This is a genomic window from Roseomonas indoligenes (genome assembly GCF_017813365.1).
Taxonomy (GTDB): Bacteria; Pseudomonadota; Alphaproteobacteria; order Acetobacterales; family Acetobacteraceae; genus Roseomonas; species Roseomonas indoligenes.
Genome location: NZ_JAGIZA010000001.1, coordinates 147088 through 159956 on the forward strand (window position 1 = coordinate 147088; position 12869 = coordinate 159956).

5 protein-coding genes are annotated in these 12869 nt (G+C 71.0%); all 5 read left to right on the forward strand.

Going from position 1 to position 12869, the window contains the following annotated elements; translation table 11 throughout:
- The first annotated feature begins 8 nt into the window (after positions 1–8).
- Entirely contained in the window at positions 9–2450 is a 2442-nt protein-coding gene (locus tag J5Y10_RS00675) for an RNA degradosome polyphosphate kinase (protein WP_245214166.1), read from the forward strand.
- 3 nt (positions 2451–2453) lie between these two features.
- Positions 2454–3974, forward strand: coding sequence for a Ppx/GppA family phosphatase (locus tag J5Y10_RS00680; RefSeq protein WP_245214167.1), 1521 nt, complete (start codon positions 2454–2456; stop codon positions 3972–3974).
- A 194-nt stretch (positions 3975–4168) separates the two neighbouring features.
- Positions 4169–7429: an alpha-1,4-glucan--maltose-1-phosphate maltosyltransferase gene (locus tag J5Y10_RS00685; protein WP_245214168.1), complete on the forward strand. Its 3261-nt coding sequence runs from the start codon at positions 4169–4171 to the stop codon at positions 7427–7429.
- Between the two features lie 14 nt (positions 7430–7443).
- Complete coding sequence (gene treS / locus J5Y10_RS00690; RefSeq protein WP_209369759.1) at positions 7444–10716, forward strand: maltose alpha-D-glucosyltransferase; 3273 nt, start codon at positions 7444–7446, stop codon at positions 10714–10716.
- A complete protein-coding gene (gene glgB, locus J5Y10_RS00695) occupies positions 10713–12851 on the forward strand; it encodes a 1,4-alpha-glucan branching protein GlgB (protein WP_209369760.1) in 2139 nt (712 codons plus the stop codon). Before treS ends, glgB begins: the two co-directional genes overlap by 4 nt.
- Positions 12852–12869: the final 18 nt, after the last annotated feature.

Sequence of the window (12869 nt, forward strand, 5' to 3'; positions counted from 1 at the left end):
CTGCCGGGATGGACGCGAACACGGACAAGCCCGAGGCGACGAAGCCCGAACCCGGCCGGCCCGAGAGGTCAGCGGCTCCGCGCGCCGCCCGGACGGGCCGCCCGGCCTCCGTCCGCGGCGCGACGGCCCCGGATGCGCCGAAGGAGCTCGCCGCCGTGGAGCCGCCGGCCGCCCGCGTCATCCGCGCGGACCGGCAGGCCGCGCTTCGCGCCAGGCCGGCCTTGACCCCGCTTCCCCCCGCCGCGGCGGATGTACCAGAGGCCGCCCCACGCCCCGCCGAGCCGGCGGACCCGGCGACGCACGGCTCGGGGCGTTTCATCAACCGCGAGCTCTCCTGGCTGGCCTTCAACGAGCGCGTGCTGGAGGAGGCGGCCAATCCCGCGCACCCGCTGCTGGAGCGGCTGCGCTTCGTCGCCATCTCCTCCGCCAATCTCGATGAGTTCTATTCCGTCCGCGTCGCCGGGCTCTTGGGGCAGGAGCGGGAAGGGGTGGTCGCCGTCTCCCCGGACGGGCTGACCCCCACCCAGCAGCTGACTGCCATCAACGAGCGGGCGGGGCGCCTGCTGGCCGGGCAGCAGAAGGCGTGGCTGAGCCTGCGCGGCCAGCTGGCCGAGGCCGGCATCCGCGTGGCCGATCCGGCGGAGCTGTCCGAGGCTGACCGGGATTGGCTGGCGGCCTGGTTCATGGACCGTGCCTTCCCCGTGCTGACGCCGCTGGCGGTGGACCCGGCGCATCCCTTTCCCTTCATCGCCAACCTCTCCCTCTGTCTCATCATGAAGCTGGTGCGGGAGGAGGATGGCGGCACGATGCGCGCCCTGCTGCCCCTGCCGCCGCAGCTGGACCGCTTCATCCGCCTGCCCGGCAGCGGCGCGCTGCGGGCGGACGGCACGCGGGATCCCGTGCGCTTCCTGCTGCTGGAGGAAGTGGTGCTGCTGAACCTGCGGCACCTCTTCCCCGGCTTCATCCTGGCGGAGCGCGGGCTGTTCCGTCTGATCCGCGACACGGATGTGGAGTTCGAGGAGGAGGCGGAGGACCTGGTCCGCTCCTATGAGAGCGCGCTGAAGCGGCGCCGCCGCGGCCGGGCGATCCGCCTCTCCGTCACCGTCGATACGCCGCCGGACATGGTGGACCTGGTGGCGGAGGAGCTGGACGCGCCGCGGGCGGAGATCTTCCACTCGGACGGGCTGCTCGGCCTCTCCGACCTGACGCAGCTCATCCTGGACGACCGGCCGGACCTTCTCTTCAAGCCCTATACGCCGCGCTTCCCGGAGCGGATTCTCGATTTCGGCGGGGACTGCTTCGCGGCAATCCGCGCGAAGGACATCGTGGTCCACCATCCCTACGAATCCTTCGACGTGGTGGTGCAGTTCCTCCGGCAGGCCGCGCGCGACCCCGCGGTGGTGGCGATCAAGCAGACCCTGTACCGCACCAGCCGCGACAGCCCGATCGCGCGCGCGCTGATCGAGGCGGCGGATGCCGGCAAGTCCGTGACGGCGATGGTGGAGCTGAAGGCGCGCTTCGACGAGGAGCGCAACATCGCCCTGGCCCGCGAGCTGGAGGCCGCTGGCGTGCAGGTGGTCTACGGCTTCGTCGAGCTGAAGACCCACGCGAAGGTCTCGCTCGTCGTGCGCCGGGAAACCGGTGGGCTGCGCTCCTACGCGCATTTCGGCACGGGCAACTACCACCCGGTCACCGCGCGCATCTACACGGACCTGTCCTTCTTCACCGCCGATCCCGGGCTGACGCGCGACGCGGCGCGGCTGTTCAACTACATGACGGGCTATGCGCGGCCGGAGACGATGGAGAGCCTCGCCTTCGCGCCGCTGACCCTGCGCCCGACCCTGATGGGGCTGATCGAGGGCGAGATCGCCAATGCGCGGGAGGGGAGGCCCTCCGGCATCTGGCTGAAGATGAACTCCCTGGTGGATGAGCGACTGATCGACGCGCTCTACCGCGCGAGCAATGCCGGGGTGAAGGTGGATTGCGTGGTGCGCGGCATCTGCTGCCTGCGGCCGGGGGTGAAGGGCTTCTCCGAGAACATCCGGGTGAAATCCATCGTCGGGCGCTTCCTCGAGCACTCCCGCATCCTCGTCTTCGGCAATGGCCACCGCCTGCCCAGCCGCCGCGCCCGCGTCTTCATCAGCAGCGCCGACCTGATGGCGCGCAACATGGACTGGCGCGTGGAGACGATGGTGCCGGTGGAGAACCCCACCGTCCACGCGCAGGTGCTGGACCAGATCATGGTCGTGAACCTGAAGGATCGCGACCAGTCCTGGGAGCTGCACCCGGACGGTGCCTATCGCCGCGTGGAGCCGGGGGCGCAGCCCCTCTCGGCCCACGAGTACTTCATGACCAACCCCTCCCTCTCCGGCCGGGGCAGCGCGCTGCACCACGCGCCCCGCAGCCGCGCGCCGGCCCGGCGCCGGCCGGACCGCGTTGCACAGGACTGAGACTTGAACTTCTCCGCAGAACCCGCCCCGCCGCGCGTGGGCGACGTTGCTCCGCAACGCGCCGGGGTCGTCGATCTCGGCTCCAACTCCGTCCGCCTCGTCATCTTCGAGGGGCGCGGGCGCAACCCCGTGACGATCTTCAACGAGAAGGCGGTGCTCGGCCTCGGCCGCGGCCTGCACGCCACGGGCAAGCTGAACGCGCAGGCGGTGGAGGGAGCCCTGACGATCATGGGCCGCTACATCGCCATTGCCCGCGCGATGCATGCGGACCCGGTGGAGGTGCTGGCGACGGCCGCGATGCGCGACGCCGCCAACGGCCCGGCCTTCGCCGAGGCCCTGCGTGCCCGCATGCCCGGCGTTCCGCTGCGCATCCTCTCCGGCGAGGAGGAGGCGGCGATGTCGGCCGAGGGGCTGCTGCTGGGCGTGCCCGGGGCGGACGGTATCCTCGGCGACATCGGCGGCGGCAGCCTGGAACTGGTGGACCTTTCGGCCGGGCGGCCCACCCGCTCCGTCAGCCTGCCGCTGGGCGTGATCCGCCTGGCCGAGCGATCGGGCGGGGATCCCGGCCGCGCCCGCAGCATCGCGGACGAGGCCCTCTCCGCCGTGCCCTGGCTGGAACGGGGGCAGGGGCGGGACCTCTACCTCGTCGGCGGTGCCTGGCGGGCGCTGGCGAAGGTCCACATGACGCAGGTCGGCTACCCGCTCTCCATCGTCCATCACTACGTGCTGCGGCGGGAGGAGGCACGCGATCTCTGCGCCGCCGTGATCGCCGCCGGCGAGCGCCCGAATCGGCTGCCCGGCGCCCCCTCTAAGCGGGTGGCGGACCTGCCCTATGCCGCCACGGCACTGCGGCGCCTGCTGCGGGAGACGGCGGCGCGGCGCGTGGTCTTCTCCGCCAATGGGCTGCGGGAGGGATGGTATGCCAGGCTCCTGACCCGCGCCGTGCGCGACCAGGACCCGCTGCTGGCGGCCGGCGAGGACCTCGCAGCGCGTTTCGGGCGTGAGCCGGACATGCCGCCCGCCCTTCTGGCCTGGACCGCATCCCTGTTCCCCGGTGAGACGGCGGCGGAGGCGGCGCTGCGCCAGGCGGCATGTCAGGTCTCCGACACTGGCAGCCACGACCATCCGGACTACCGGGCGGAGCAGGCCTTCCTGCGCGTGCTGCGCCAGCCCGGCGTGGGGCTGGAGCATCAGGCGCGCGCCTTTCTCGCCCTGACCACCGCGCTTCGCTACGACGCGGAGGACGCCGCCCTTCTCGCCCCGGCCCGCAGCCTGCTGCCCATGGGGCTGCAGCTTCGGGCGGAGCGGCTGGGGGCGGCGCTGCGGCTTGCCTATACCCTGTCCGGCGGCACGCCGGCGCTGCTGGCCGGCACCAGCCTTCGCCCGGGCAATGGGCGGCTGGCCCTGCGGCTGGTGGAAGGCAGCGGCGTCTTTGCCGGAGAGAGCGTGAAGCGCCGCGTGGACGCCCTGGCCGCCGTCATGGGTCTGACCGCCGCCGTGGAAATGACCCCAGGCCCGGGCTGAAGGCGTGCCGCCGGGGCGGGTTCGGCCCCGGGACGGCGAAAGACGGCAGCACGGTTAAACCCGCGTGAAGACCCGGTGTTCAGGGCGGTGAAGGATCGCGTCCTCACGCCTTGTTGCGCCGCGGCAAGCTTGGCCGCGGGGCCAGGGACTGCGATCCCCTGAACTTCCGACCGACGGAGCCGGAGACGGGAACCATGACCGCCGACCACCGTTCCTCGCCGATGCGCCCCCTAAGCCTCTACCATCTCAATCCGCTCCTTCTGGGCCCCCTCTCCGACTGGGGCGGCGAATTGGAGCGGGTCGCGGCCCTCGGCTTCACCGGGGTTTGCCTGCCGCCACCCCTCGCGCCCGGCCGCTCCGGCAATCCGCTGGAGGTGGCCGACCATGACCGGCCGCACCCGGCGCTGGAGGCGGGCACGGACGCCGCCGCCGCGATCCTTGCCCTGGCCCGTGCCTGCCGCGCCGCCGGGCTGGACCTCTGGCTCGACCTGCTGCCCCACCACGTCGCCGCCGAGGGCGCGATGGTAGCCGCCCATCCCGATTGGTTCGAGAGTGCAGGCGCCTCCCTGCCGGACCCGCGGGCCCCGCGCACGCCGCTGGGCCTGGCGCGGATGGACCTTGCCGCCGAGGGGCCGCTCGGCTTCTGGGAGGCCCGGCTGCGGGACTGGGCCTCGGCGGGGGTTGCAGGCTTCCGCGTTCTGCGGCCGGGCGAGGTGCCGGGCCAATCCTGGAAACGCCTGACGGCCGCCGCGCCCGGCGCCGGCTTCATCGGCTGGACCACCGGCATGCCCTGGCACGAGGCTGCGGCCCTGCGTGGGGCCGGCTTCGGCTGGCTGGCCTCCTCCCTGGCCTGGTGGAACGGGCGCGATCCCTGGCTGCTGGCCGAGCACGAGGCGCTGGGCGCCCCGCTGATCGGCTTCCCCGAGGTGCCCTTCGGCCCGCGCGCCGCGATGGATGAGGGCGACGAGGCCGCGCGCGCCCGTGCCGCCGCCCTGTCGCTCCGCCTCGCCGCCACGCTCTGCGAAGCGATTCTGGTGCCGCAGGGCTTCGAGAGCGGCGCGCGCCGCACGGCCAATCCCGCGCAGGACCGTCCGGGCGACCTGGCCTGGGCGCGCGAGAACGCGCCCTACGACCTTTCCGCCGAGATCCGGGAGGCGAACGCGACACTGGAACGGCTGGCGGCGCAGGCCGGGGCGCCGCTGCGTCCGCTGAGCGGGCCGGGTGCGCCGGTGCTGGCCGTTCTGCGCTCCGCGGCTGATCCGCGCGCTTCCGACTCCGCGGCGCTGGTGATCGCCAACCCCGACCGGCACGCCTCCGCCACCCTGGCGCCGGAATCGGTGCTGCCGGCGATCGGCGGCGGGCCCGCGCCCTTCACCGGCGCGGACGGGGTGGAGAGCCTTGTTCCCGGCATTCCCGTGCTGCTCTCACCCGGCGAGGTGCGCGTGCTGGAGGCGCGACGGTCGAAGCCCGTGATCCGCCCCGCCGCGGCCCGCCTGACGCCGGAGCAGGGCGTGGCGCTGCCGCGCATCGGGATCGAGGCCGTGACGCCGCTGGTGGATGGCGGCCGCTTCCCCGTGAAGCGCACGGTGGGCGAGGTGGTGACCGTGGAGGCCGACATCGTGGCCGACACCCATGCCACCTTCGGCGTGGCCCTGCTGTGGCGCGCCGCCGACGAGGCGGAGTGGCGCGAGACGCGGATGGTGCCGCTGGGCAATGACCGCTGGACCGCGAGCTTCCCGCTGGAGCGCATGGGCCGCTACAGCTTTGCCGTTGAAGCCTGGCTGGATGTGTTTGCCGGCTACCGCGACGAGCTTTCCAAGAAGCACGCGGCCGGCGTGAACGTGACGCTGGAGCTGGAGGAGGGGCGGCGGCATGTCGCCCGCGCCGCGGGGCGTGCCGGCGCCGCGCAGAAGGCTCTGGCGGCGCTGGCGAAGTCGCTGGAGGCCGCCGGGGAGGCGGAGCGGCTGACCGCGCTGCTCTCGCCCGAGACGGCGCAGCTGATGGACGTGGCGGATGACCGCCCGCATCGCGAGCGCCAGGAGCCCGTGGGCACGGTCGAGGCGGAGCGCATCCAGGCGCGCTACGCCAGCTGGTACGAACTGTTCCCGCGCAGCCAGTCCGGTGACGAGAGCCGGCACGGCACCTTCCTGGACGTGATCCGGCAGCTGCCGCGCGTGAAAGCGATGGGCTTCGACGTGCTGTACTTCACGCCGATCCACCCAATCGGCCGGAAGAACCGCAAGGGGCGCAACAACACCCTCACGCCCGGCCCGGACGACGTGGGCAGCCCCTATGCCACCGGGGCGGAGGAGGGCGGGCACGACGCCATCCACCCGCAGCTCGGCACGCTGGAGGACTTCCACCGCCTGCGCGACGCGGCGATGGAGCACGGGCTGGAGCTGGCGCTGGATATCGCGGTGCAGTGCTCCCCGGATCATCCCTGGCTGAAGGAGCATCCGGAGTGGTTCGACTGGCGCCCTGACGGCACGATTAAATACGCCGAGAATCCGCCCAAGAAGTACCAGGACATCGTGAACGTGGACTGGTACGCGGAGGGGGCGATGCCCTCCCTCTGGGTCGCCATCTATGACATGGTGAAGTTCTGGGTGCGGCAGGGGGTGAAGACCTTCCGGGTGGACAACCCGCACACCAAGCCCTTCGCATTCTGGGAATGGATGATCGGCGAGATCCGGGCGGAGAACCCGGAGGTGATCTTCCTGTCGGAGGCCTTTACGCGGCCGAAGGTGATGTATCGCCTGGCGAAGGCCGGCTACAGCCAGTCCTACACCTATTTCACCTGGCGCGAGACGAAGGCGGAGATGGCGGAGTACCTGACGGAGCTGTCGACGACGGCGCCGCGCGACTTCTTCCGCCCGCACTTCTTCGTCAACACGCCGGATATCAACCCCGTCCACCTGCAGACCGGCGGACGGCCGATGCACCTCAGCCGCGCCGCCCTGGCGGCGACGCTGTCGGGCCTCTGGGGCGTGTACCAGGGCTTCGAGCTCTGTGAGGCGACCCCTCTTCCGGGCAAGGAGGAGTACCTGGACAGCGAGAAGTACCAGATCCGCGTCTGGCCGGACCGCCGCCCCGGGGACATCATGGACGAAGTAACGCGGCTGAACTTCATCCGCCGCGCCAACCCCGCCCTGCAGTCGCATCTCGGCGTGACCTTCCTGCCCGCCTTCAACGACAACATCCTGTACTACGAAAAGGCGAATGCGGACCGCTCCAACGTGGTACTGGTTGCCGTGAGCATGGATCCCTCCCAGGTCCAGGAGGCGGGCTTCGAGCTTCCGCTCTGGCGCTTCGGCCTTCCCGACAATGCCGGGCTGGAGGTCGAGGACCTGATGAACGGCAACCGCTTCGCCTGGTACGGCAAGGCGCAGCACATGCGCCTCGATCCCGCCGGCCTTCCCTTCGCCATCTGGCGCGTTCGCCCCTTCGGCGCCTGAGACGAGACATAGACATGCCCGACGACGCCGCCCTTCCCACCAACGACGCCCTGCCGAACCACCAGCCCGATCCGCGCGACCCGCAATGGTACCGGGACGCGGTGATCTACCAGCTGCACATCAAGTCCTTCTTCGATTCCAACGATGACGGCGTGGGCGACTTTCCCGGGCTGATCGCGAAGCTGGACTACATTGCGGAACTGGGCGTGGACACGCTCTGGCTGCTGCCCTTCTATCCCAGCCCGCGCCGCGACGACGGATACGACATCTCCGAGTACACCGGCGTGCACCCGGATTATGGTTCCACCGAGGACGCGAAGCGCTTCATCGAGGAAGCGCATCGCCGCGGTCTGCGCGTGATCACGGAACTCGTCATCAACCACACCAGCGACCAGCACCCCTGGTTCCAGGCCGCCCGCAACGCGCCCGCCGGCTCGCCGGAGCGCAACATCTACGTCTGGTCGGACACGGACCAGATCTACCAGGGCACGCGGATCATCTTCCTGGACACGGAGAAGTCCAACTGGACCTGGGATCCAGTGGCCGGCCAGTATTTCTGGCACCGCTTCTTCTCCCACCAGCCCGACCTGAACTTCGACAACCCCGAGGTGATCGACCGCGTGCTGGGGGTGATGCGCTTCTGGCTGGATGCCGGCGTGGACGGGCTGCGGCTGGACGCGGTGCCCTACCTGATCGAGCGCGACGGCACCAACAACGAGAACCTTTCCGAGACGCACGACGTCCTGAAGCTGATCCGGGGCGAGCTGGAGCGCGGCTATGCCGGTGCCGGCAAGATGCTGCTGGCCGAGGCCAATATGTGGCCGGAAGACACGCAGCAGTATTTCGGGGGGGGCGACGAGTGCCACATGGCATTCCACTTCCCGCTGATGCCGCGCATGTACATGTCCATCGCGCAGGAGGACCGCTTCCCGATCACGGATATCCTGCGCCAGACGCCCGATATCCCCGAAGGGTGCCAGTGGGCGATCTTCCTGCGGAACCATGACGAGCTGACGCTGGAGATGGTGACCGACAAGGAGCGGGACTATCTCTGGAACACCTACGCCGCCGACCGCCGCGCGCGCATCAATCTCGGCATTCGCCGCCGCCTCGCCCCGCTGCTGGAGCGCGACCGCCGGCGGATCGAGCTGATGAACGGGCTGCTGATGTCCATGCCCGGCACGCCCGTGATCTACTACGGCGACGAGATCGGCATGGGCGACAACATCTATCTCGGCGACCGCGACGGCGTTCGCACGCCGATGCAGTGGTCGCCCGACCGCAACGGCGGCTTCAGCAAGGCCGATCCGGCGGGGCTGGTGCTGCCGGCCATCCAGGACCCGCTCTACGGCTTCCAGGCCGTGAACGTTGAGGCGCAGGCGCGCGACGCGCATTCCCTGCTGAACTGGACGCGGCGGATGCTGGCCACGCGCAAGCGCAGCCAGGCCTTCGGGCGCGGCACGATGCGGCTGCTCTACCCCGGCAACCGCAAGGTGCTCGCCTATGTGCGGGAGATGGGCGAGGAGGCGATCCTCTGCGTCTTCAACCTCTCCCGCTCCGCCCAGGCAGTTGAGCTGGACCTCTCCGACATGGCCGGCCGCGTGCCGGTGGAGATGCTGGGCGGCACGGCCTTCCCGGCCATCGGGCAGTTAACCTATCTGCTCACGCTCCCGCCCTACGGGTTCTACTGGTTCGTCCTCGCAACCGAACAGGCGCTCCCGCCCTGGCATGTGAAGGCACCCGAACCCTTGCCCGACCTCCGCACCATCGTCTTCCCCACCACGGCCACCGCCATGGGTCCTGCCCAGCGCGTGGAGATGGAACGCGAGGTGCTGCCGGCCTGGCTGCCCAAGCGCCGGTGGTTCGCGGCCAAGGACGAGAAGATGGAGGGCGTCTCCCTCCGCGCCCTCGCCCCCGTGCCCGGCAGCCAGCACAACCTGCTGGCTGAGGTGGAGGTGCGGCTGCCCGGGCGTGCGGAGCGCTACTTCGTGCCGCTGGCCGGCATGGGCGAGGATGAGGCGACGGGGCCGCTGGTGCAGCAGCTCGCCCTTTCCCGCGTGCGGCAGGGCCGCCGCGTGGGCTACCTGACCGACGCCTTCGCCTCCGACACCTTCGTCCACCGTGTCCTGGCCGCGCTGCGCGACGGCGCGGTGGCGGAGACGGATGACGGGCCCGTGCTGTTCATGGGCGGCGAGCGCATGGCCGCGCTGGAACTGGGCGAGACGCCGACCGTGCGGCGCCTGCCGGGCGAGCAGTCCAACTCCTCCATCATCGTGGGGGAGGAGGTGGTCCTGAAGCTCCTCCGCAAGGTCTTCTCCGGCATCCATCCGGAGGCGGAGATGACGCGCCACCTGACCGATGCCGGCTACGCCAACATCGCGCCCCTGCGCGGCGAAGTGGTCCGCAACGGGACGGATGGCGAGCCCGTGACGCTGATGCTGCTCCAGGGCTTCGTCCGCAACCAGGGCGACGGCTGGGGCTGGACGCTGGATTGGCTGGCCCGCGCCGCCGACCAGACGCATGGCGAAGAGGACGTGCTGGCGGGCTACCTGTCCTTCATCGCCGCCCTCGGCCGGCGCCTGGGCGAACTGCACGCCGTGCTGGCCCGGCCGAGTGACGACCCCGCCTTCTCCCCGGAGGTGGCGGGCGAGGCGTCCCGCACTGCCTGGGCGGAGGGCGCGATCGCACAGCTCGATCCCGCGCTGGACCTGCTGGAGAAGGCGGCCCTGGAGGGCGAGGACAGGGCCCTGGCCGATTCCCTGCTCTCCCGGCGCGACGCCTTGCGCGACGCGGCGCGGCGGCTGGCGCAGTCCGCCGACGGCGCGCTGATGACGCGCGTGCACGGCGACTTCCACCTGGGCCAGGTGCTGGTCGCGCAGGGCGATGCCGTGATCGTGGACTTCGAGGGCGAGCCGGCGCGCACGCTGGAGGAGCGCCGCGCCAAGGGCAGCCCGCTGCGCGACGTGGCCGGGCTTCTCCGCAGCCTGGACTATGCCGCGGCCGCAGCCGCCGGCGCGCTCAGCACCGCGCCCGCCGATCGGCGCGACGCGCTGCTGGCGCGGTTCCGCGAGGAAGCGGGCGCTTCCTTCATGGCCGCCTACCGCGCGGCGGAGGAGGAGTCGCCCCGGCAATGGGCGCCGGAGGGCACGCGCGACGCGCTGCTCGACCTCTTCCTGCTGGAGAAGGCCGCCTACGAGCTGCGCTACGAGGTGTCCAACCGCCCGGCCTGGCTACCCATCCCGCTGCGCGGCCTTGCCGCGCTGGCCGACCGACTGGTGAGCGCATGAACGACGCCTTCAACGCGATCGCGGAGGGCCGCCACGGCGACCCCTTCGCCGTGCTGGGCCGCCACGGCGGCACCGTCCGCAGCTTCCAGCCGGGAGCCCTCTCGGTGGAGGCGGTGCCGGAGGGCGGGGCGCCCGTCGCGCTGAATCAGGTGCACGAGAACGGTCTGTTCGAGGGCGAGGTGCCGGGCGACCGGTACACCCTTCGCATCGCCTGGCCTGGCGGCGTGCAGGAGACCGAGGACCCCTACTCCTTCGGCGTGATGCTGGGGGAGACGGACCTCTACCTCTTCGCCGAGGGACGCCATCGCGAGATGGGGCAGGTCTTCGGCGCGCATGCAATCACGGTGGATGGCGTGCCGGGCGTGCGCTTCGCCGTCTGGGCGCCCAACGCGCAGCGCGTCTCCGTAGTGGGCAACTTCAACTCCTGGGATGGCCGGCGCCATCCGATGCGGCTGCGCGGCGGCACGGGCGTGTGGGAGATCTTCCTCCCGCGCCTGGGCCCGGGGGAGCGCTACAAGTACGAGATCCGCGGCGTCCATGGCGGCGTGCTGCCGCTGAAGGCCGATCCGATCGCATCGCAGTCGGAACTCGCGCCGGCCACGGGATCCGTGGTGGCCGATCCCACGCCCTTCCCCTGGAGCGACGAGGCCTGGATGGAGGCGCGCGGCGGGCGGCAGGCGCCCGACGCGCCGGTCTCCATCTACGAGGTTCACCCCACCTCCTGGTGGCGCGCCGAGGATGGACAGGCGCCGGACTGGGACGGGCTGGCCGGGCGGCTGATCCCCTATGTGAAGGGCATGGGCTTCACCCACGTCGAACTGCTGCCGATCATGGAGCACCCGTTCGGCGGCTCCTGGGGCTATCAGCCGCTCGGCCTCTTCGCGCCGACCGCGCGCTTCGGTTCGCCGGAGGGCTTCTCGCGCTTCGTGGATGCATGCCATGCGGCCGGGATCGGCGTGATCCTGGACTGGGTGCCCGCGCATTTCCCATCCGACCCGCACGGGCTGGCGCAGTTCGACGGCACGGCGCTCTACGAGCACGCCGACCCGCGGGAGGGGTTCCACAAGGACTGGAACACCCTGATCTACAATTTCGGCCGGAACGAGGTCCGCGGCTTCCTCATCGCGTCCGCGATGCACTGGCTGGAGCGCTTCCACGTCGATGGACTGCGCGTGGATGCCGTGGCCTCCATGCTGTACCGCGACTACTCCCGCAATGCGGGGGAGTGGGTCCCCAATCGCTATGGCGGGCGAGAGAACCTGGAGGCGGTGGAGTTCCTGAAGGAACTGAACGAGACGGTGCGCCTCCGCTGCCCCGGCGCGATCATGGTGGCGGAGGAGAGCACCGCCTGGCCGGGCGTCTCCGCCCCCGTCAGCGAGGGCGGGCTGGGCTTCCACTACAAGTGGAACATGGGCTGGATGCACGACACGCTGCACTACATGCAGGAGGATCCGGTCAACCGCCGCTGGCACCATGGCGAGATGACCTTCGGTCTCGTCTACGCCTTCTCCGAGAAGTTCATGCTGCCGCTCTCCCACGACGAGGTGGTGCACGGGAAGGGATCGCTGCTGGGCAAGATGCCCGGCGACGACTGGCAGAAGCGCGCCAACCTGCGCGCCTATTTCGGCTTCATGTGGACCCACCCCGGCAAGAAGCTTCTCTTCATGGGTTGCGAGCTGGCGCAGCCGACGGAGTGGAACCACGATTCCCAGCTGCCCTGGCACCTGCTGGACGACCCGCGCCACCGCGGCGTGCAGGCGCTGGTGCGGGACCTGAACCGCGCCTATCGCGACCTGCCCGCGCTGCACCGCCGGGACTGCGACCCCGCCGGCTTCGCCTGGGTGATCGGGGATGACGTGGCCAACAGCGTCTACGCCTACCTGCGATACGAGGAGGGGGCGCCCCCGGTGCTGGTGGTCTGCAATCTCACCCCGGTGCCGCGCGACGGCTACCGGATCGGCGTGCCGCAGGGCGGCTGGTGGCGGGAGGTGCTGAACTCCGATGCCGGGGAGTATGGCGGATCGAATCTCGGAAACGGGGGCGGCGTGGACGCGGATGCGGAGCCGGCCCATGGCCATCCGGCGTCCCTGGTCTTGACCCTGCCGCCGCTCTCCACCCTCATCCTCTCACCATAGGGGATAGAACGGAGAGCC

What these genes read in the sequence shown, in the direction of transcription:
- J5Y10_RS00675 (WP_245214166.1), top strand. Translation starts at nt 9, where the DNA reads ATGGACGCGAACACGGACAAGCCCGAGGCGACGAAGCCCGAACCCGGC.
- J5Y10_RS00685 (WP_245214168.1), top strand. Translation starts at nt 4,169, where the DNA reads ATGACCGCCGACCACCGTTCCTCGCCGATGCGCCCCCTAAGCCTCTAC.
- treS (WP_209369759.1), top strand. Translation starts at nt 7,444, where the DNA reads ATGCCCGACGACGCCGCCCTTCCCACCAACGACGCCCTGCCGAACCAC.
- glgB (WP_209369760.1), top strand. Translation starts at nt 10,713, where the DNA reads ATGAACGACGCCTTCAACGCGATCGCGGAGGGCCGCCACGGCGACCCC.